Consider the following 22,960-nt stretch of genomic DNA (forward strand, 5'->3'; position numbering starts at 1 on the left):
GAGTCCGCAACTTTTTGCTGCGCCGACTTCCGGTCCAAGGACCATGCAAAGAGCGAGGGAAAGGGGCGAGACGCCCCTTTCCGGATCGTCCGGTCAGGCCTGGTCGAGCCAGACCTTGCCGTAGTCGCGCTCGAAGGTCGGGTGCATCTTGTAGTTCTGCACCGCCTTGACCGAATGGCTGTAGAGCTTGCGCCAATAAGGCTGGATGATAATGCCGGAATCCTGCAGGATCTGCTCGATATCCTTCATCATTTCCTTGCGCTTGGCGGCGTCGGCAACTGCCAGCGCAGCGTTGAGCTTGGCATCCCACTCCGGATTCGACCAGGCCGTCTCGTTCCAGGCCTCACCTGTGCGATAGCCGATCGCCAGAACCTGGACGCCGAGCGGCCGCATGTTCCAGTTGGTCATCGACAGCGGATACTTCGTCCAGTCGTTCCAGAAGGTCGAACCCGGCAGCACCGTACGCTTGACCTTGATGCCGGCGTCGCGCATCTGCGCGGCGATCGCGTCGCCTGTGTTCTTGTGCCAGTCTTCGTCGACCGTGATCAGTTCGTGCTCGAAATCGGCCTGGCCGGCTTCGGCCATCAGCGCCTTTGCCTTGGCCGGGTCGCGAGCAATCTTCGGCAATTCATAGTATTCCGGATGGATCGGGGCGACATGGTGGTTTTCGGCAACCGTGCCGGCATTGCCGTAGCCGAGCTGGAGGACGACATTGTTGTCGACCGCGAGCTGCAGGGCGTTGCGAACCTTCTGGTCGCCGTAAGGCTTGTTGGTCACATTGGTGCGGCAGACGATCGTCGAGGCGGTGACGACCTCCGACTTCGCCAAGTCCATGCCGTCCAGAATGGACACATAGTCGGCCGAGGTTTCGAAGTTGGTGTGCACTTCGCCTGCCTCGAAGGCGCTGACCATAGCCGCCGGATCGGTGCCGTAGTCGATGAACTCGATGCCGTCGAGGAAGACGTCACCATCCCACCATTTGTTGTCTTCGCGGCGCTTGTAGACCACTTTCTGGCCGACATCGTAGGAGACCAGCTCGAACGGGCCAGTGCCGATCGGGCAGGACTTGAAGTCGCCGCCTTTTTCGTCGAACGTCTTGTGGACGATGAGGCCGGGATAGTCGCACACGTTGGGAATGAGGGCGATATCCGGCTTGCTGAGCGTCAGCTTGATCGTGTGGTCATCGACCTTGGTCACCGCGCTCTCATCCAGCTTGTCGTCCTTGACCAGCGAACCGAGGCGACCCGGCATGGAATTGCCTTCGGCCTTCTTGTCGGCCCAACGCTTGAGGTTGAAGATGACGTCGTCTGCGGTGAACGGATCGCCGTTGTTCCAGGTGACGCCCTTGCGCACATGCAGCGTGTATTCGGTAGCGTCGTCATTCACGTCCCAGCTCTCCAGCAGATAGGGGCGGAACGTGTATTCGGTGGTGTATTTGACCAGCGGCTCGAGCGCCTGGCGCTCGGCATTGGCGATTTCCGACCAGTCGGACTTGCGCGGATCCTTCGGATCCTTGATCCATTGCGCGACCTTCAGTATGCCGCCTTTCTTGCCCTTCACCTCTTCCGCCTTGGCCGGCGTCGGGTCTGCGAGGCCAAGCATGCCATAAGCCATCGCCGTCGAGGCGCCGAAGACGCTGGCGAGAGCCAGAAATTCGCGACGATCCATCTTGCCTGCCTTGGCATCTTCGGCCATGGCCAGGATGTGATCGGGAACGCGGTCGCCGTTACTCTTGTAGATCGTCATGACTAACTCCCATTGTTGGCTTTCTGCCTTTTAACATTCCGCATCCGCGCCATGATGTCAAAGACGGCACGGATTGGGAACATGCCAAGGAATGTGCAACTTTGAAAGCAGGGCGGTTCGCGCGATAACGACAGTCTTGGCGCAAATTTGCTACTGCGCCAGGGATTTCGTCTGAAATCTCAACGGGCAATTAAACTGGGACATTCGCCGCTGCGCCGCTCGTTCTTCAGGCAACCAGTTGTTCTGCGCGAACGGCCGGTTTCAATATTCCCGTTCGTAGAAAACACCGCCTTTGGCTTCGCCGGCGTCGGTTGCCTCGCCACGCAGCTTGACGCCGCGTCCAACGTCGAGATCGACGGTTGCCTTGCCCGAGCCCGGCCTGTCGCCCTTCTGGATCGTCACATAGGTGCGGTCGTTGAGATACTTGCCCGCCGAGACGGCGGTGCCGCCCTGTTCGTCGGTGATCACGTCGAGATCGTCGACGCCGATCGCGCTGCGCAGGTTCTGCAGCAGGGAGGTCGAGCCGCCGACGCCGGCCAGTTGTCCGGCAGCCTCGGCAAGCTGCGCGATCTGCAGCGGCGACAGGTTCGACATCGAACGGCCGAAGATCAGCTGCGCCAGCACCTCATCCTCCGGCAACGCGGGTACCGAGGAGAAGGTGAATTTCGGGTTGTTCGCCTCGCCCGACACCACGATAGTCACGGTGGCGCTGGTCGTCTTCGATTGCGCCGTGAGATTGAGGTAGGGCACCAGAGAGCCGGAAAAGCCGACGGTGCCTTCCGTGAAGGTCAGCCGCTTGGCAAGGATCGTCAACCGCCCGCGCCGCAAGGTGAAGGTGCCGACCGCCTGGGGTGACGATGCCGGGCCGGTCAGCCGCAGCGAACCGCCGAGCTCGGCGTCGACACCCCTGCCCTGGATGAAGATCTGGCTCGGCGCATTGACCGTGACGTCGAGATTGAGGCCGCTGCCGCCGCCACCGCTGCTTGCAGCGGCCGGGCGCAACGCCTTGTCCTGGGCACGCACGGCGGCCGGCGCATTCTTGTGCTTGACGTTGAGCTCGGCCAGCGAGCCGGGCAGCTTTTCCGGTACGGTGATGACGGTCTTGGCCAGGTTGACGGTACCGGAAATCACCGGCGCGGAGATGAGCGGTCCCTTGACGGTCAGGTCGCCGCCAAGATTGGCGGTGACCACCTTGCCGTCGGTATAGCGGCCGTCGACGAGCTTGATCGACAGATCGGCCGGAAAACCCTTAGCCGGATCGATGCCGACGGTGCCGCTGGCCGAAAGGCTGCCGCGTGTCGACAGCGTGCCGGTCAGGCGATTGATCCTGGCCACGCCATTGCCGATAGCGACATCGGCAGTGATGTCGTTGATCGCAAGCCCCGAGCGCGCGTCGAGCAGGCGGGCGCCCGACGTGCGGACCGTGCCTGAGATCACCGGCGACGTCGCCGGGCCGCGCACCTGCACATCGACGTCGGCCGTGCCGCTCAGGGACAGGCCTTGCGCGGCGAGTGTCCTGGTGAGGAAGGCGAACGGCACCTTGCCGGAAAAGTTGAGATCAAGGGTGGGCCCGCCTGATGTCGTCATCGTGCCGCCGCCCTTGAGGCCGAGGCCGGCGGCATCGCTCATGTTGGCGTCGAAGGTCAGTCTGTTGCCCGAATACGTACCTGAGGATGAAACGCCCATGTCGCCGAAACCTGCACCACGGGTCTGCGACGTCTGAACGCCTGCGGCGTCGATCTTGAAGGCAACGGCCGGATTGGCCGGCGCGCCCGTCACCTTCACAGTGCCTGAGATGGAACCGGCGGCATCGAGGCCCGGCGAAAAACTGTTGGCTATCGAGATCGGGACGCGGGCCAGCGTCGCGTTGAGGTCGAACGCCTGCCCAGCCTTGCCCGTGACCGTCGCCGTGCCGCCGCCGAGGTTGAGCACCAGCCTGTCGAGGCTGGTCACTCCATTGGCGATGTTGATGGTCGAGGCCTGGGCGATGGCCGCCTTGATGCCGCGGATGGTCGCCTCGCCGGAGGCAAGTTCGACCGTCGTCGTGCCCTTGACCGCCTTGACCCGGCCGGCCGCCCTCAGCGGAATATCCTTGATGGTGGCGCCACCGGAAAAGCCGGTCCATTCGCCGTCGCGCTTGAGATCGACGTTGACGCCCCGAATAGCCGTGCCGCCGGAAGTTACGCTGTCGGCACGGATTTTGCCCGAGATCACCGGTGCCGCCAGATAGTTGGCGATCAGCGCATCGATGCTCACGGCCTTGGCCGAGACATCGCCGCGCGAGATCGAGGCCGTCGTCGCCTTGACGGCGACTTGCGGCACGGTGCCCGCCTTGGAGAAGGCGATCGTGCCGCGCACATCGCCATCGGCCTTTTCCAGTGCCAGGGCCGCAAGCGGACCGATATCGGGCAGGTCGAGCGCCACGGTGCCGGCCGGCAGGAAGGCATCGTCGAGCGCCAGGTCGCCGGAGATACGGTTCTTGCCGAGCGACAGCAAAAGTCCATTGATGGCGCGTTTGCCGTCCGATGTCGCCAGCACGGCGCTGCCCTGCAGCGGTTGGCCCGCGACATTTCCGGTGAGTTGCACATTCGCAGCCGGGTTGGCGGCATCAGCCTTGCCGGTGGCAGTGAGCTTCAGACCGGTGATCTCGCGCGCCGCGACCGAAAGCCTGTCGCTGTTGACACTCAGCGACAGATCCGGCGCGGTGCTGGCGCCTTGCGCATTCAGCGCGAAAGAGATGGCGCCTTTGGCGTCCTTGGATAGCAGCGAGACGTCGCCTAGCGCGCCTTTGACGTCGGCGCTGAGCTTGTTGTCGGCAAGGCTCGCCTGGCCGTCTGCCGTCAGCGAACCGGACGACAGCCTGACGGTATTGGCGGTGACATTGCCATTGGCGTCCCGCTTCAGCGCGGCACTGAATTGCGTTCGCTCGGCGAGCACGCCACGTACCGCCCCCGGCAGTGCCGCCGAGGCGGCGTCCGCCTTGACATTGAGGTCGATGGCGCCGTCGGCCAGCGAGACCCGCCCGTTGAAGCCGCTGTTCAACGCGTCGCTGGTCACCGTGCCGCTATCGATGACGATGGCATCGGCGGCAAGGCTGCCGGCGAGTTTGGCGGTGACCTTGCCGGCGATCAGCGGCGCGATAGTCGGATTGTCGAGGCCGATTTTTTCGGCAGTCACGGTGCCGGAGATCGGCCCGCTCCGGGCTTTCACGTCAAAGCGATCGGAGTGCAGTGCAAGCGTGATACCCTCGATCATAGCTAGATTGGTGGCGGCCGATGGCAGCGTCGCGGAAATGTCGAGCTTCGGCTGGGCGCCCTGCCCGGCCGCCGTTAGCGATATCGCCTGTAGCTCGAGCTTGATCGGGCTCTCCTTGCTGCCAAGCGACAACGGCAGGCTCGGACCGGTAGAGGCCAGGTCGAGCGAAAAATCGCTGGCACCGTTCGGATTGATGATGCCGGCTGCCTTGCCGGAGATTTTCTCGCCGGCAAGCGTCGCCTGCTCGATGGCCAGGCCGCTGGCCGACGAGAAACGGCCTGCCGCGTCGAGATCCAGCGGCCCGAGCCCAGCCTGCCGGGTCTGGCTGGTTTCGGCGCCGCTGAGCCGGGCGGTGAAGCGAATATCTGGGGCAGCCGACGATCCGGTGACCTGCGCGGTGCCGCTGAGCGCGCCCACGGCATCGAGACCCGGTGAAAAATCATTGGCAAGCGCTGCCGGCACCGCCGACAAGGTGGCAGCGAGATCAAGCGTCTGGCCGGCCGTACCCGACACGGCAACCGAACCACCGCCGACACCGAGCGCCAATTTCTCTATGCTCACCCTGCCATTGGCGATTGTCAGCGCTGATGGCTGCGCGACAGCTGCCTTGATGCCGCGGATGGTCGCCTCGCCCGAGGCAAGCTCGATGCTGGTGGTGCCGTTCGCAACCCTGACCAGCCCGGACGCGCTGGCCGGAATGCCGGCGACCGTGGCGCCGCCGCTAAAGCCGGTCCAGTCGCCATCGCGCTTCAGGTCGACATCGATGCCGCTGATCACCGTGGTTCCGGAGGTGATCGTGTCGGCCTTGATCTTGCCGGCGATTGCCGGTGCTTTGAGATAATTGGCGACCAGCGCGTTGACGGCGATTGTCTTCGCCGCCAGTTCACCGCGCGAAATCACGGCGCTCGTCGCATCGATCGCGACCGTCGGCGCTCCGTTGTCGTTCGCAAAGCGGATGGTGCCGCGCACGTCGCCGGCTACCGACTGGCCTGCGAGTGCGGCCAGCGGAGCAATATCGGCGGCATCGAGGGTCAACGTGCCGAGCGGCAGCAGGTTGTCGTCGAGCCCGAAGTCGCCGGAGACCTTGTTGTCGGCTAACGAGACGGCAAGTCCATTGATGGAGCGCTTGCCGTCGGTTGTGACCAGCGATGCCTTGAGGTCGAGCGGCTGGTCGTCGACCGAGCCGGTCAGCGAGACATCGGCGGCGGGACTGGCGATATCGGCCTTGCCGCTCGCGCTCAGCTTGATCTGCTTCACCGCATGGCGGGACGCCGTCAGGCTGTCGCTGTTGGCCGAAACCGAGAAATCCGGTGCGCTGCGCGCGCCGCTTGCGGTAAGCCCGAAACCGACGGCGCCGCCGACCTTGGCGCCGACCAGCGGCGACAGCACCGACACGTCGCCCAGCGTACCCTTGATATCGGCCCGGATATCGGTGCCTTGCGCACTGGCGGTGCCGCTGGCGCTAAGCGTGCCGGAGGTGAGTTGCAATGCGTTGGCGGCGAACGCACCGTCCGGGTCGCGTGTCGCGGTTGCGGAAAACTGCACGCGCTCGCCGAGAACCGAGCTGATTTGCGGCGGCAGCGCCGTCGAAGCCGCGTCGGCATTCATTTTGAGCGTCATCGACAGATCGGCAAGCGCCACTGTGGCTGTTACGGACGCATTGAGCGCGTCGCTGCGTAGCGTGCCTTCGTCGACGACAATCTGTTCCTTGCTGACGGAGCCGGCGAGACCGGCGCTGACCCTGCCCGTTATCAGCGGCGCCAAAGTCGCGACGTCGGTGTTCAGGCCGGCCGCCGTCAGCTTGATGGTGACCGGCCCGCTACGGTTCTGGATGTCGAAACCATCGGAATGCACTTGCCCGATTAGGTCGTCCACCCGCGTGCCGCCCGCCACCACCGAGACTAGCGACGCGCCGATATCCACCATCGGCGCCTTGCCATCGCCGAATGCGCGGGCCGTGGCATCCTTGATTGCCACGGTTATCGGTTGCGCCTCGCTGCCGAGGCTGAGCACGATCGGCGGCCCCTTTGCGGCGAGCTTCACCGAAAGGTCGCTGGCGCCGTTCGGATCGACAATGCCGGCGGCGGTCGCGTGCAAGGCGCCGCTGTCGATATTGGCGCGCTCGACATCGACGCCGCCGGCCGCGGTCGCCGTGCCGGCGAGGTCGAAGCTGGTCTTGCCGGCAAACAGCGGTTTCAGGGTTTCGGGCAGGAAGCGCTCGAATTCGCCATCGCCCTCGGCCTCGACATAATGACCCTTGTCGGTGAGCTGATGGCGACCGGTAAGCTGGGTGACGATCCGGCCGTCGACAACGAAGGTCCCGATGCCATTCCAGTTGGCGAGCGGTCCGGTGCCGGAAACGACAATGTTGACCGGCGGCGCGCCCGGCAGGTTGAGCAGGTTGGCGATGATGCCGCCGGCCGGCTCGGATGCCTTAAGGTCGAGGTCGAGCTTGTTGTCGGCCGGCGCGAAATGGGCTTTGGCGTCGACCGTGCCTTGCTTGCCGTCGTGGCGAACGATGTTGAGGTTGGTCTCGATCGCCAATGGTGAGGCGTTCGCCTTGAGCGCTCCCTTGGCTGCAAGTTCGGCGACACCGCTGCCGGCCAGAGCCTGCCCGAGCGCGATTTCGGGAAGGTCGAGTTGCCTGACGTCGATGGAAACCGGCAGCGTCGTCGCTCCGCTTTGGCTCGACTGTGTATTGGCCACCGGCAGCCTTGCCAACTCGATACGCTCGGCCCCAATGCGATCGGCGCTGAAGCTCTTCGACAGGAGTGCCAGCGGCGACCAATCGACGGCCACGTTGCGCGCCACCATCCAGGCGCCTTCGCGATCCTCCAGAACGACATGATCGACCCTCAGCGCGCCCGACCAGATACCGTCGATGCCGACGACAGTGACCTTGCGATCACCGGTCGAGGCCATGGTCGAGATGATGCCGGCAAGGTTTTCGCGGCCGCGCTCGGTTTTGGTCAGCACGACGAGCGCCCCCACCGCCGCTGCCACGACGATGAGCAGCGTGTAAAAAAGGATACGGAGGATGCGCCTGAATATTGCCATCAGAATGCCTGGCCGATGCCGGCATAAATGCCGAAATGAGGATCGTCGGGGCCGCGGTTGAGCGGCACCGCCGCGTCGACGCGCAGCGGCCCGAACGCCGTCAGATAGCGCAAGCCTACACCCGCGCCGACCTTCATGTCCGAAAAATCGGGGACCTGCCTGGTCGACACCGTGCCGGCATCGACGAACGGCACGACGCCGATCTTGTCGGTGACGGCGATGCGCATCTCGACCGAGGTCTCGAAGAAGGAAAGCCCGCCGATCGGCTCTCCATTGCTGTCCTTCGGGCCGATGCCTTGATAGGCATAGCCGCGCACCGAACCGCCGCCGCCTGAGTAGAAGCGTCGATCTGCCGGAACATCTTGAAGACTGGCGCCGATGATAGAGCCGATGGCGACACGTTCGGCGAAAACGAATTTCGAGGCCGAATCGAGTGACTGGTAGGCCGACCCCTCGCCCTTCAGCTTGACAAACGCAGCCCCGCTCAAAATGTCGTAGCTCGGCTCGCCATAGGCCAGCACCCTGAAGCCCCGGGTCGGATTGAGCTTGCTGTCGCGATTGTCGTAGACATATTGCAGTGGAATGCTGGCGATCAGATAGGTGTGCTTGCCGAAAGCGTCGTGGATCCTCGAATAATCCAGCGCGACTTGCGCGGAAGCCGTCTGCTTCTTGTCGAGTTCGTAGGATAGGCCGGTGCTGCCCTTGACCGAGAAATGGTCGTAGGCGTCGGGGTGCTCCAGCACGGTATTGACGCTGGCAATGAATTTCGACGCCGGCCCGATCACGCCCGGCTTTTCGAACATGACGCCGGCATTGTAATTGAGCTGGGTCAAGTCGTTGCTGCCGATGCCGCTGATCTTGCCGTCGATGCGCAGCTTTTCGGCGCGGCCAAACAGATTGCGATGCCCCCAATAGCCTTCGAGGCCCAGCCCTTCGGTGTTTGAGAAGCTGCCGCCAATGCCAAAATAGCGCGGCTTGCGTTCGCTTACCTGGACACCGATCGGGATGTTGCCCTCGGCGTCGAGGGCGTCGGCTTCCTTCACCGTCACGCTGTTGAAGACCTCGAGCCCGAGCAGCCGGTCGCGCGCATCGTCGATCTCATCGGGCGAATATTGGCGGCCGCGCTTAAGGCCGGTCATATATTGGGTGAAGTCGCGGTCGACCTTTTCGGTGCCCTCGACAGTGGTGTCGCCATAGCCGGCGACCGGGCCGGCCGCGACGGCAAGCGTCACGTCGAGCGTCGAACCGGCGTGCTCGGCGACGATCTCGCGGCCCGTCACCTTGGCCAGCGGCCTGCCTTCTTGCTTGAGTGCCCGCACGATCGCCGCCTCGGCCTTGAGCACGGCGCCCGAACTGGCGTCACCGCCGGCGATCAGGCCGAAATCGGCACTTGCCAGCCCCGCCGCATCGCCTTCCAGTTTGATGTTGCCAAGCGTGAATTTCGGCCCGGCTGCTATGCTTATCACCACCGGTATCGGCTGCGGACCCGAAAACTCGGCATCGGGCGGCAGATCGTCGAGCGGCTTGCCCTGAATAGTGATGGTGACGACACCCTCGTAGCGGGCGTCAGTGTAGAGTGCGGCAACAAGTTGCTCACGGTCACTGCGCGCCTTGGCCAGCAGGCCGAGAGAACCGGATACCGGGTGTTCCTCGTCGGCCTTCAGCGCCGAGGCGTTTTCGAGCTTCTCGGCGAGATCCTTGTCGGCGTCCGGCGCCTCGATCGTCACCGCATAGCGCAGCGGGTCGACGATATCGGCATCTTCGTCTTTGGATCCCCACAGCTTGATGCCGAAAATCTCGAAGGCTGCCGCACTTCCGGTTTCGGCAACAAGTGCCGTAGAGCACAACAATGCGAAAAGCAGGGCGCGCGAAAGCGCGCGCCGTGGCGCGGTTCCTCCCGACATCTGCCTTTCATACGCCGGCATTACGCTCCTAGCCTAGCTCGCAAACCTAAAATTGGAATGAAGTTCTGAAGCACTCGTAAAGGGGCCACAATCCAATTGCTGAAATAGACAGGGCTTGGAACTCACACCTTCTGCGTCGCCGCAAGAAAGCGTGATCCCCTGTCCTATGGAGCTACTACCGGTCACCGGCCGGAAAGCAAACCGTTGGCAGGCGGATCCTGCCGCGTCCCGATGTTGACAAGCGCGACTGAAGCTTGAAGATTTCTGGACGTAAGCACTTGTCTGGAGGGGTTTATGGCAATGCGCGCGGCTCGTGGTCTATCGATTCTTTTCCTTCTCTTTTTTGCCTGGAGCGGTGTCGCGCAAGCGGCCGAAGCCCGGCGGGTGGTGACATCGGACAATTCCGACTATTTCGGTTTCGATCTCAGATCCGACCAGAATGTCAGCCTCGACCAGTGCAAGACCACCTGCCTCGGCGACCCGGCCTGCCGCGCCTTCACCTACAACCTCAAGGCCAAATGGTGCTTCCTTAAATCCGATTACAATTCGTTGAAACCCTTCGGCGGCGCCGTCGCCGGCAAGGTCGTCAACATCGATGGCGATCCCGACATCGGCGCGCCACCCGAACTCGCCTTCTTCCCCAACTGGATGGCCGACCAGGCCCAGCAATACCGCAACAAGCTCACTGGCCCGACCTACACCAAGCCGACAGAAGGGCTGACGGCGCTGAGGGCCGCCGCCGAACAGTCGGCGCTGACGGGCGATCATCGCTCGGCCATGCACAAATACGAAGCGGCGGTTTCGGTGTTGCCTTATGATGGCCAGCTCTGGCTCGAGCTGGCGCGCGAAACGCTTGCCGTCCATCCGACCGCCAACAGCTCGGAGCCGTCGACCCTACCGGCGAACGCCACTTCCGCTGCCTTCAACGCCTACAAATTGCTGCGCACCACCAAGACGCGCGCCGACGTGCTGGCGCTGCTCGGGGACGGCCTTGATCGCCGCGATCTCTACAGGCCGGCCCTGCAGGCCTACGAGGCGAGCCTCGCTCTCGTCAATTCGCCGGCAGTCAGGGCCGCCTATCAGGATCTCAAGGCCCGCAAGGGCTTCCGCGTCATCGATCATACCGTCGATGCCGACACCAGCGCGCCACGCATCTGCGCGCAGTTCTCCGAGGAACTGGTCAAGACCGGCGTTGACTACTCGCAGTTCGTTACTGTCGACAACGCCGCTCCCAAGGGCGTCGAAGCCAAGGACAAGCAGATCTGCGTCGAAGGACTCGAGCACGGCCAACATTATGACGTGATCTTCCGCGCCGGCTTGCCGGCCGCCATTGGCGAAGTCACCGCGGCACCGGTGGTTCTGTCGATCTACGTGCAGGACCGCGCGCCTTCGGCCCGCTTCACCGGCGACAGCTTCGTGCTGCCCGCAGGCGCACGCCGCGGCATACCGGTCGTTACCGTCAACATGAATGCCGCCGAAATGAAGCTCTTCCGCATCGGCGACCGCTCGCTGGCCCAGCTTCTGTCGGGATATCAGTTCCTGCGCCAGCTTGACGGCTACGACATTTCGAACATCTCCGAACAGATGGGCGAGCCGGTCTGGCAAGGCCAGCTCGACATCGCCAACGACCTCAACAAGGAAGTCACCACCTCCTTCCCAATCGACGAGGCTTTGCCGAAGCGCAAGCCCGGCGTCTATGTGCTGACCGCACAAGCCGTCAACGATCGCAGCGACGACTATGATTCGCACGCCACGCAATGGTTCGTCGTCTCCGATATCGGCCTGTCGACCTATACCGGACAGGATGGGCTGAACGTCTTTGCCCGTTCGCTCGCAACCGCCAAGCCGATCGCCGGCGCCGAGCTGACGCTGCTGGCCAGGAACAATGAAATCCTCGGCACCGCGACCACCGACGCGGAAGGGCGGGCGGTGTTCAATCCCGGCCTGACGCGCGGCGACAGCGGCATGGCCCCGGCCGTGCTGATGGCCAAACAGGGCGACGACGATTTCGTCTTCCTCGATATGGGCCGCGCCGGCTTCGACCTGTCCGACCGCGGCGTCGCCGGACGGCCGGCACCTGGCGCGCTCGACGTCTATGCCTGGACCGAGCGCGGCATCTACCGCGCCGGCGAGGACGTCCATGTCGCAGCCCTTGCCCGCGACAGTGCCGCCAGGGCGGTCGAGAACCTGCCGCTGACCTTCATCTTCTCGCGGCCCGACGGCGTTGAGGACCGCCGCATCGTCAGCGATGGCGCATCGGCCGGTGGTCACGCGGTCGACCTGCCGCTGGAACCCAACGCTATGCGCGGCACCTGGACGGTGGCGATCCATACCGATCCCAAGCAGGCGGCGGTCGCCAGCCAGATGTTCCTGGTCGAGGACTTCGTACCGGACCGCATCGAGTTCGACCTGTCCTCCGACAAGCAGGAGATCGCGCAGGGCGAGACCGCCAACATTACCGTCGACGGCCGCTTTCTCTACGGCGCGCCGGCCGCGGGCCTCGCGCTCGAAGGCGAATTGACGCTGTCGACCGCCCGCGACTGGGACCGCTTCAAAGGCTATTCCTTCGGTCTGGCCGACGAACAGTCGGCGGAACCGACGGTGACGCCCTTCACCGGCCTGCCGGTGGTCGGCGAGGACGGCAAGGCGACCTTCCCGGTCTCCGTCGATCAATTGCCATCCACCACCAAGCTGGTCGATGCCAAGGTCACTGTCAGGATGCGTGAAACCGGCGGCCGTGCCGTCGAGCGCTCGCTGAATATCGGCATCCGCCCGCAGGGCCACATGATCGGCATCCGCCCGGATTTCGACGACGACGAGGTGCCGCAAGGCGGCACGGCCAAGTTCAGCCTGATCGCTGTCGACCCAGACGGCAAGCGTGAGGCGCTGAAGGGCGCGCAGTGGTCGCTGGTCAAGGTCGAGCGTAGCTACCAGTGGTACCGCTCGAGCAACTCCTGGAACTATGAGCCGGTCACCTTCACCAAGGCGGTGGCCAACGGCCAGGTCGACCTGAGCGCCGATGGCGAGGCGACGGTGTCGCTGCCGGTCGACTGGGGCCGCTACCGGCTCGAGATCGAGACAGCGGATCCGGAAGGCCCGGCCACCAGCTACGAGTTCGACGCCGGCTGGTATGTCAGTTCCACCACCACCGAAACGCCCGACGGCCTCGAGATCGCCCTCGACAAGGATACCTATGCGGCGGGTGAAGTGGCCAAGCTCGAAGTGTCGCCGCACTTTGCCGGCGAGCTGCTCGTCACCATCGGCGCCGACAAGCTCCTGAAGACCGTCACCGCCAGCGTGCCGGCCGGCGGCAGCACCGTCGACATCCCGGTCGGCGACGACTGGGGTGCCGGCGCCTACGTCACTGCAACGCTGTTCAGGCCGGGCGATGCGCAAGAGACACGCATGCCGGCGCGCGCCATCGGCGTCAAATGGCTGAAGCTCGATCCCGGCTCGCGGAAGCTTGCCGTCAGCTTGGCGCCGCCGGACAAGACCATGCCGCGCCAGCAGCTGTCGATCCCGGTGGCCGTAGCCGGCGTGCAGCGCGGCACCAACGCCTATGTCATGGTCGCGGCCGTCGACGTCGGCATCCTCAACCTGACCAACTACAAGGTACCGGATCCGGAGAACTGGTTCTTTGGCCAGCGCATGCTCGGTCTCGAGGTTCGCGACATCTATGGCCGGCTGATCGACGGCTCGCTGGGCACAACCGGTAAGCTGCGCACCGGCGGCGACGGCGCCAACATGCAATCGCAAGGCAGTCCGCCGACCGAAAAGCTGGTCGCCTTCTTCTCCGGCCCGGTCCAGCTCGACGCCGACGGCAAGGCGCGGATCGACTTCGACATACCGCAGTTCAACGGCACCGTGCGCGTCATGGCCGTCGCCTGGACAAAGGAAGCAGTCGGCCATGCCCAGTCCGACGTCATCGTTCGCGATCCGGTGGTGATCACCGCCGGCCTGCCGCGATTCCTGGCTCCCGGCGATTCCGCCGTCATGCGGCTCGACGTTGCCGACACCGACGGCCCCGCTGGCGACTACAAGCTGACCATCGACACGACGGGCGACCTGTCTACCGGCAGTGCCGCCTTGCCTGAAAAGCTGACGCTGGCCAAAGGCAAGCGGCAGACGCTGACCGTGCCGTTGATTGCGCAGACCGCGGGCAACGCCTCGATCACCATCAAGCTTGCGCATGCCGACGGCACCGCCGTCGAGCAGACGCTCTATGTGCCGGTGCGCCCAGCGCAACTGCCGGTGACCACCCGCATGGTCGTCGACCTCAAGGGCAATGGCGGCGCGCTGCGCGTCGACAAGGAACTGCTGGCGGCAAGCCTGCTCGATGGCGCTTCGGTCAGCGTCGGCGTTTCGCAGGCGGCTGCCTTCGATGTACCGTCGCTGCTGATGACGCTCGACCGCTATCCCTATGGTTGCGCCGAACAGACCACCAGCCGCGCCATGCCGCTTCTCTACGTCAACGAGATGGCTTCCGGCATCGGCATGGCCAGCGACCCCGATCTGCATGGCCGCGTCCAGGACGCCATCTACAAGGTGCTGAGCTACCAGGCATCGGCCGGCAGCTTCGGCCTGTGGGGTCCCGGTTCCGGCGATCTGTGGCTCGACGCCTATGTCACCGATTTCCTGACCCGGGCGCGCGAGCAGAAATACGACGTGCCGGCCCTGGCGATGAACCAGGCGCTGAGCAATCTGCAGAACGCGATCGGCTACGATCAGGACGTCCAGGATCGCGGCAGCGAGATCGCCTATGCGCTTTATGTGCTTGCCCGCAACAAGAAGGCCTCGGTCGGCGATCTGCGTTATTATGCCGACACCCAGCTCGAAGCCTTTACCAGCCCGATGGCCGTCGCCCAACTGGCGGCGTCTCTCGCGCTCTACGGTGACACGCAGCGCTCGGAGGCAACCTTCCAGGCCGCGCTGCAACTGGCCAAGTCGACGCCCGAATATGACTATTACCGGTCCGACTATGGCTCGCCACTGCGCGACGGCGCGGCGATCCTGGCGCTTGCCGCGGAAAGCAAGCCGGTGCCGACCATCGTGCCGGCGCTGATCCAGCTGGTGACCAGGGAACGCGCCGACGCCAGGTGGACCAGCACACAGGACGAGTCCTGGATGGTGCTGGCGGCCCGCGCGCTGAAGGCCGGCAATGATTCGATCGCGCTGACCATCAACGGCGCACCGCATGCCGGCGGCTATGCGGACCAGATCGCCGGTGGCGACCTGGCCGACAGTCCGCTGACCATCGTCAACACCGGCAGAAATCCGCTGCAGGCGGTCGTCACCACCGTGGCCTCGCCGATCCAGCCTCTGCCGGCCGGCGGCAACGGCTTTACCATCAGCCGTACCTACTACAAGCTAGACGGCACAGAGGCCAACGTGACGGAGGTCAAGCAGAACGAACGCTATGTCGTCGTGCTCAAGGTTTACGAGCAGAACACCTGGCCTTCGCGACTGCTGATCACCGACCTGTTGCCGGCCGGCCTCGAGATCGACAATCCGGGCCTGGTCTCCAGCGCCCAATTGACGAACTTCTCCTGGCTGGCGCAGACCGATGCCGCCCATCTCGAATTCCGCGACGACCGTTTCGTCGCGGCGTTCAATCCCAACGACGGCGACGGCGACCGCAACATCACACTCGCCTACGTCGTGCGCGCGGTGACGCCGGGCACCTACGCCCACCCGGCGGCAACGATCGAGGACATGTACCGGCCGCAATATTCGGCCCGCACCGCCACCGGCATGATGGAGGTCAAGGCGCCATAAGGCAAAAAATGGCGGATAGGAATATGGCGATGGCGCTGCCCCTCATTGCCCTGCCGGGCATTTCTCCCCGTATAGAGACGGGGAGAAAGAGCCATGCGCCGAAGTTTTCGCCGAACTTTAACGTCGCAGAAAAGGCGCCAAGGGTCGCGACAGCCCCCTTCTCCCCGTCACTAAACGGGGAGAAGGTGCCGGCAGGCGGATGAGGGGCGGCGCCATGCTCTCCAGAAAATTCCTGCGCCGAGCGGCCATCACGGGCATTTCCTTGGCCGGTCTCGCTGCAATCACCGCCGCCGCCCTCTGGCAGCTCGACCGCGCATTTCCGCCGCCGCTGCCGGCTGCTTTGACGGTCTCGACCGAGGTGCAGGACCGAGACGGCCAGCTGCTGCGCGCCTTCGCTACGCCGGATGGCTACTGGCGGCTCGCTACCAGCCTGGACCAGGTCGACAAGCAGTTCGTCGACATGCTGGTCACCTATGAGGACAAGCGTTTCTGGGATCATCAAGGCGTCGACGTGCTGGCACTGGCGCGTGCCGCCGGCCAGTTCGCGACCAGCGGCCATATCGTCTCCGGTGGCTCGACGCTGCCGATGCAACTCGCCCGGCTGATCGAACCGCGCGACAGCCGCAGCCTCGGCTCGAAGATCAAGCAGATGCTGCGCGCCCTCCAGATCGAACGGCGGCTTTCCAAGCGCGAGATCCTCGAACGCTATCTGACGCTGGCGCCCTATGGCGGCAATCTCGAAGGTGTGCGCGCGGCTTCGCTTGCCTATTTCGGCAAGGAGCCGAAACGGCTGACGGTCTCGGAGGCGGCCCTGCTCGTCGCTTTGCCGCAATTGCCGGAAAAGCGGCGCCCTGACCGCAACCTCGACGTCGCCCATGCCGCCCGCGACCGCGTCCTGACCCGCATGGTCTCGGCAGGCCTGCTCGGCGAACGTGAGGCCGCGCGTGCCGCGCTCGACGATGTGTCGGGGCTGCGGCGGACCTTGCCGGCGCTCGCTGCCCATGCGGCCTATACAATGCTGTCCAAGGCTGTTCCCGGCCAGAAGCTGCAACTGACGATCCGCAAGAGTGTCCAGGAAGGGCTGGAGCAGGTGGCCAAGGATGCGGCCGCCAGGCTCGGCCCTCGCCTCTCGGTGGCCATGGTACTGGCCGATGCCCGTACCGGCGATATTCTTGGTGAGGTCGGCTCTGCCGATTTCTTCGATGCCAGCCGTTCGGGCTGGATCGACATGACCAAGGTCGTTCGCTCGCCTGGCTCGACGCTGAAGCCGTTCATCTACGGCCTCGCCTTCGAACAAGGCCTGGTGGCGCAGGAGATGCTGATCGAGGACAGCCCAGCCGATTTCTCCGGGTATCGGCCGAAGAACTTCGACATGGGCTATCAGGGCGATGTCAGCATCAGGCAGGCGCTGCAATTGTCGCTCAACGTGCCGGCGATCCGCGTGCTCGACGCGGTCGGCCCGGCCCGGCTGATGGCACGCTTTCGCCAGGCCGATGTGACCCCTATCCTGCCCGTCAACGAAGCGCCCGGCCTGGCGATCGGCCTCGGCGGCGTCGGGGTGACCCTGCGCGACCTGGTCCAACTCTATGCCGGCCTTGCCAATGGCGGCAAGGCACACACGCTGCATGACGGCACCGAGCCGGCGAATGCCGAACGCTCGACCACCACCATCCTCGACGGGCAGGCGACCTGGCAGATCACCGACATCCTGTCAGGCGTCAAGCCTCCCCAGGGTGCCGCCCAACGCGGCATCGCCTACAAGACCGGCACCTCCTACGGCTATCGCGACGCCTGGTCGGTCGGCTTCGACGGCCGCTACGTGCTCGGCGTCTGGGTCGGCCGCCCCGACGCCGGCGCGGTGCCCGGCCTGTCCGGCTATGTCTCGGCTGCGCCCATCCTGTTCGAAGGTTTTGTCCGTTCCAGCCTGGCCGCCGTACCGCTGCCGAGCCAGCCGTCCGGCGTCCGGCGTCCGAACCGCGGGGGGCGGCCGGGGACGCTTACGCGCTTCGGCGCCGGCGCCGATGGGCTGGTACAGGCGACGCCGACCGAACCTGCGCCAACCATCATCTTTCCGCCCGACGGCGCCCGCGTCGATCTCGGCACTTCCTCGGCCGACGCCTCGCCGCTGGTGCTCAAGCTGCAAGGCGGCCGCGCACCATTCCGCTGGCTGGCCAACGGCAAGCCGCTGGTCGGCATCGACCGGCGGCGCACCGCGACCTGGCAGCCGGACGGCGCCGGCTATTCGACCCTGACCGTGATCGACGCGGCGGGACGCGCGGCCAGTGTGAAGGTTTTCGTCGAGTGAAAGTTTCCCTTGAATAACTTCCGGCAGGTGATTCAGGGGATTGGGTTTTACGTCTTGCTTTCAGCCGCCGGTATTTCCTCGGCGTCTGCTGACGCGCTGCCCGCCAGCTTTGTTCGGCTAGCCGACATCGATCCCAATATCCGGCAGGATATCCGCTATGCCGGCCTCGAAAATTTCCTGCGTCGCAAGGTAAGCGGCTACGATGCGCCGGTATGCGTCCTCACCAGGCAAGCGGCGCAAGCGCTTTCGGCAGTGCAGAAAGCGATTGCCGCCGAAGGACTGACGCTGGTCGTGTTCGACTGCTATCGCCCTGCGCGGGCTGTCTCCGACATGGGTGACTGGACAAAAACGAGTGGACCACCGGACCCGCAATGGTACCCAAAGGTCAAGCGCAAGGATCTCATCGCCAAGGGCTACATCGGCGAACTGTCCACCCATTCGCGCGGATCGACGGTCGATGTCGCGATCGCGCGAGCCGACCGCAAGAGCGCTCCGAAACCGGCCTGCGGCGCGACCGATGCCGACACGCTCGATTTCGGTACGGGTTTCGACTGTTTCGATCCAGCGAGCGAAACGGCTCACCGACCGATAGCCCGTGAAGCGGCGGCTAACCGCAAAAGACTTGTCGAGGCGATGCGTGCCCGCGGCTTCAAGAATTACGCCCGCGAATGGTGGCACTTCACGCTGGAGAACGAGCCGTTTCCAAAAGAGCGCTTCAACTTTCCCGTTACCGCCGAATAGCCGGCCGAAACCTTCGGGCGCGACGCAGCCATTGCCGAAGAGCTAGCCGTCTCTAGATAATCGCGTCGGGAGCGCGATCATGGTCCATGCGGGAAAATAGTTTCTCGCATCGCCGAAACTAGGCGAAAAATTGCTTCAATAGGCCAAAAAAGGCAACATTGAATGCATCTAAATTCTATCAATTCGGTAGATTTGGCGCGAGTTCAACGGAGGCGGAAATGACCAAACCTCATTTCAGGAAACTGCTCGGCGCACTGGTCGCCACGTCTGTCCAGTTCGGCACGCTCGGTTTCGCGTTTGCCGACACCACCATTCTCAACGTGTCGTATGATCCGACGCGTGAGCTCTACAAGCAATTCGACGAGGCCTTCACCGCCCACTGGAAGGCCGAGACAGGCGAGACGGTCACCGTCCAGCAGTCGCATGGCGGGTCGGGCGCGCAGGCTCGCGCCGTGATCGACGGCCTCGACGCCGACGTGGTGACGCTGGCGCTCGAAGGCGATATCAACGCCATTGTCTCGAAAGCGAAGAGGATCAATCCCGACTGGCGGACGAAATTCGAAAACAATTCGGCGCCCTACACCTCGACCATCATCTTTCTCGTCCGCAAGGGAAACCCCAAGGGCATCCATGACTGGGGCGATCTGGTCAAGGACGACGTCCAGGTGATCACGCCGAATCCCAAGACCTCCGGTGGTGCGCGCTGGAACTATCTCGCCGCCTGGGCCTATGCCAGCGCCAAGGATGGCGGCGACGAGGCCAAGACCAAGGAATTCGTCGGCAATCTCTATGCGCATGTCCCGGTTCTCGACACCGGTGCGCGCGGCGCAACCGTGACCTTCGCGCAAAAAGGGCTGGGCGACGTGCTGCTCGCCTGGGAAAACGAGGCCTATCTGGCGCTCGACGAGTTCGGCGCCGACAATTTCGACATCGTCTACCCGCCGACCTCGATCCTGGCCGAGCCGCCGGTCGCCGTGGTCGACGCTAATGTCGACGCCAAAGGCACGCGGAAAGTTGCCGAAGCTTATCTGAGCTATCTCTATTCCAAGGAAGGCCAGACGCTCATCGCCAAAAACCATTATCGCCCTTCGAAGCCCGAGTTGGTGCCGGCGGAGGACTTGGCCAAGCTGCCTGAGATCAAGCTGATCACCATCGACGACCCGCTTTTTGGCGGCTGGAAGAAGGCACAGCCTTATCATTTCGGCGATGGTGGTATATTCGACCAGATCTACAAACCGGCCCAGTAGCATTTAGATCAGGACGACATGACCACAGCACCCGCCAAGGCGGGGTGGCGATTCAGGCAGCCGAGCGTCATTCCGGGTTTCGGATTGACGCTCGGCTTCTCGCTTGCCTACCTCACCCTCATCATCCTCATTCCCCTGTCCGGGCTGATCTGGCGCTCGGCGGCGCTCGGCTGGACCGACTTCTGGGCGATCGTCACCGACCGCCGCACCATCAACGCGCTTGAAATCAGCTTCGGCACCGCCTTCATTGCCGCCGCCGTCAACGTCGTCTTCGGCACGATCGTCGCGTGGGTGCTGGTGCGCTACAGCTTTCCAGGCCGCCGCATCGCCGATGCCATGGTCGACCTGCCCTTCGCGCTGCCGACGGCGGTTGCCGGCATCGCGCTGACCACGCTTTACGCACCGAATGGCTGGATCGGAAGCCTACTGACGCCGCTCGGCATTAAGGTCGCGTATACGCCGCTCGGCATCGTCATCGCGCTGGTCTTCATCGGTCTGCCCTTCGTCGTGCGCACCGTGCAGCCGATCATGGAGGAGATCGACAAGGAGGTAGAAGAAGTGGCCGCCACGCTCGGCGCCAATCGCTTCCAGATCATCAGCCGCGTTCTACTACCCGGACTGGCGCCTGCCATCGTCACCGGTTTCGCGCTGGCCTTCGCGCGCGGCGTCGGCGAGTACGGTTCCGTCATCTTTATCGCCGGCAACCTGCCGTTCAAATCCGAGATCGCGCCGCTTCTGATCGTCATCCGGCTGGAGGAATATAATTACGCCGCGGCGACCGCGATAGCGGCGATCATGCTGGCGCTGTCCTTCCTCATGCTGCTGGTCATCAACCTGGTGCAGACCTGGAGCCGCAAACGCTATGGCTGACCCGGAGATCAAATCCTACGCGCCGCACCATGAAAGCCAGTCGCCGGCGGTGACCGAGAGCCGCACGGCGAGAACCGTGCTGATGATCGTGACCTTTGCCTTCCTCGGCATTTTCCTGCTCCTGCCGCTGATCATCGTCTTCAAGGAAGCTTTCGCCAAAGGTATCGAGGCCTACACACAGGCGCTGAGCGAACCGGACACGCGCTCGGCGATCCGCCTGACGCTTCTGGTCGCGGCGATCTCGGTGCCGCTCAATGTGATTTTCGGCATCTCCGCCGCATGGGCGATCGCCAAGTTCGAGTTCAAGGGCAAGGCGTTCCTGACCACACTCATCGACCTGCCCTTTTCGGTCTCGCCGGTCATTTCCGGCCTGGTCTATGTACTTCTGTTCGGCGCGCAAGGCCTGCTCGGCGCCTGGCTCAAGGCGCATGGCATCGTCATCCTGTTTGCCGTGCCGGGCATCGTGCTGGCCACGATCTTCGTCACCTTCCCCTTCGTCGCCCGCGAATTGATCCCGCTGATGCAGGAACAGGGCAATGGCGACGAGGAGGCAGCCCTGTCGCTCGGGGCCAATGGCTGGCAGGCGTTCTGGTACGTGACGTTGCCCAACGTCAAATGGGGATTGCTCTACGGCGTGTTGCTGTGCAATGCCCGTGCCATGGGCGAGTTCGGCGCGGTCTCGGTCGTGTCGGGCCACATACGCGGGCTGACCAACACCATGCCGCTGCATGTCGAAATCCTTTATAACGAGTACAATGCCGCCGCCGCCTTTGCCGTCGCTTCGCTGCTTGCCGGCCTGGCGCTCGTCACGCTGGTCTTGAAAACACTTCTCGAGATGCGCTACGGCGCCGAGATCGCCGCGACGCGCGGACACTGACAAATGCATGTCGCCCAAAAGTGTGTAGCGGTTTTTGGACAACGACATGCATAAAACAAAGATTTAATGTCGCCCAAAAGTGGGAACCGGTTTTGGGATAACGGCATGCATCAACTACAAAAGGGATTTGCATGGAAGTTCGCGTTGCCAACGTGCGCAAGGAGTTTGAGCGGTTTCCGGCCCTCCGCGACGTTTCGCTCGACATCAAGTCGGGAGAACTGATCGCCCTGCTGGGACCTTCCGGTTCCGGCAAGACGACGCTGCTCAGGCTGATTGCCGGCTTGGAGCGGCCGACCCGCGGAAAGATCTTCTTCGGCGAAGAGGATGCGTCCCAAAAGTCGATTCAGGAGCGCAATGTCGGCTTCGTCTTCCAGCACTACGCGCTGTTTCGCCATATGACGGTCGCCGACAATATCGGCTTCGGACTCAAGGTCCGGCACGGGCCGTCACGCCCGTCGGCGAAGGAAATCCGCCGCCGCGCCTCGGAACTCCTCAACCTCGTTCAGCTTTCCGGTCTGGAAAAACGCTATCCGGCACAGCTTTCGGGCGGCCAGCGCCAGCGCGTGGCGCTGGCCCGCGCCATGGCGATCGAACCGGCCGTGCTTTTGCTCGACGAGCCGTTCGGCGCGCTCGATGCGCAGGTGCGCCGCGAACTGCGCCGCTGGCTGCGCGACATCCACGACGCCACCGGCCACACCACGGTCTTCGTCACCCATGACCAGGAAGAGGCGCTGGAGCTTGCCGACCGCGTCGTAGTGATGAGCCAGGGCCGCATCGAGCAGGTCGGCACCGCCGACGAAATCTACGACACTCCGAACTCGCCCTTCGTCTACGGCTTCATCGGCGAATCGAGTTCGCTTCCGGTCAAGGTCGAGGACGGCCAGGTCTGGATCGCCGACCGGCCGATCGGGCTTTCCGCGCCGCACGCACCGCAAGGCGAAGCGACGCTGTTCTTTCGCCCGCACGACGTCGATCTGGTGGAAGAATGCAACGGCTGCATCGCCGGCACGGTCGCCGCCAGCCGCCGCGTCGCCGGCACCAGGCGGGTCGAGCTCGAAATCGGCGGCGAACGTCAGCGGGTCGAGATCGAATTGCCCGTCGATCATCCGGCGGCGCAGAAAAGTCGCGTGGCTTTTAGGCCGCGGCGCTGGAAGCTTTTTCCGGCTGCTTGATCCTCTATCAG

The 22,960-nt window shown here is 64.0% G+C and carries 10 protein-coding genes; 7 read left to right on the plus strand and 3 right to left on the minus strand.

Annotated features, from left to right (window positions below; all coding sequences use genetic code 11):
- Nucleotides 1-93: 93 nt before the first annotated feature.
- From NKJ23_RS26990 to NKJ23_RS27000, 3 genes are all read right to left on the minus strand, one after another.
- Nucleotides 94-1,746, minus strand: a complete 1,653-nt coding sequence (locus NKJ23_RS26990) for an ABC transporter substrate-binding protein (RefSeq protein WP_352683555.1) — start codon at nt 1,744-1,746, stop codon at nt 94-96.
- Between the two features lie 261 nt (nt 1,747-2,007).
- A complete protein-coding gene (locus NKJ23_RS26995) occupies nt 2,008-8,058 on the minus strand; it encodes a translocation/assembly module TamB domain-containing protein (RefSeq protein ID WP_352683557.1) in 6,051 nt (2,016 codons plus the stop codon).
- Nucleotides 8,058-9,983, minus strand: coding sequence for an autotransporter assembly complex protein TamA (locus NKJ23_RS27000; RefSeq protein WP_352683559.1), 1,926 nt, complete (start codon nt 9,981-9,983; stop codon nt 8,058-8,060). The genes NKJ23_RS26995 and NKJ23_RS27000 overlap by 1 nt, the downstream gene beginning before the upstream one ends.
- Nucleotides 9,984-10,256: 273 nt before the next feature.
- Between NKJ23_RS27000 and NKJ23_RS27005 the strand changes: the two genes are divergently transcribed.
- The 7 genes from NKJ23_RS27005 (at nt 10,257) to NKJ23_RS27035 (ending at nt 22,949) form a co-directional block, all read left to right on the plus strand.
- Nucleotides 10,257-15,737: an alpha-2-macroglobulin family protein gene (locus tag NKJ23_RS27005; protein WP_352683560.1), complete on the plus strand. Its 5,481-nt coding sequence runs from the start codon at nt 10,257-10,259 to the stop codon at nt 15,735-15,737.
- A gap of 214 nt (nt 15,738-15,951) precedes the next feature.
- Complete coding sequence (gene pbpC / locus NKJ23_RS27010) at nt 15,952-18,042, plus strand: penicillin-binding protein 1C (protein ID WP_352683562.1); 2,091 nt, start codon at nt 15,952-15,954, stop codon at nt 18,040-18,042.
- Between the two features lie 54 nt (nt 18,043-18,096).
- A complete protein-coding gene (locus NKJ23_RS27015; protein ID WP_352683564.1) occupies nt 18,097-18,783 on the plus strand; it encodes a M15 family metallopeptidase in 687 nt (228 codons plus the stop codon).
- A gap of 218 nt (nt 18,784-19,001) precedes the next feature.
- Nucleotides 19,002-20,030: a sulfate ABC transporter substrate-binding protein gene (locus NKJ23_RS27020; protein ID WP_023675840.1), complete on the plus strand. Its 1,029-nt coding sequence runs from the start codon at nt 19,002-19,004 to the stop codon at nt 20,028-20,030.
- A gap of 18 nt (nt 20,031-20,048) precedes the next feature.
- Nucleotides 20,049-20,900, plus strand: coding sequence for a sulfate ABC transporter permease subunit CysT (gene cysT / locus NKJ23_RS27025; protein ID WP_352683566.1), 852 nt, complete (start codon nt 20,049-20,051; stop codon nt 20,898-20,900).
- Nucleotides 20,893-21,777 (plus strand): sulfate ABC transporter permease subunit CysW, encoded by an 885-nt coding sequence (gene cysW / locus NKJ23_RS27030; RefSeq protein WP_352637285.1) that lies wholly within the window; start codon nt 20,893-20,895, stop codon nt 21,775-21,777. The genes cysT and cysW overlap by 8 nt, the downstream gene beginning before the upstream one ends.
- A 131-nt stretch (nt 21,778-21,908) precedes the next feature.
- Nucleotides 21,909-22,949, plus strand: coding sequence for a sulfate/molybdate ABC transporter ATP-binding protein (locus NKJ23_RS27035; RefSeq protein ID WP_352647042.1), 1,041 nt, complete (start codon nt 21,909-21,911; stop codon nt 22,947-22,949).
- The last annotated feature ends 11 nt before the right edge of the window (nt 22,950-22,960 follow it).

Origin of the sequence: Mesorhizobium sp. M0184 (assembly GCF_040322215.1) — a bacterium.
GTDB lineage: Bacteria > Pseudomonadota > Alphaproteobacteria > Rhizobiales > Rhizobiaceae > Mesorhizobium.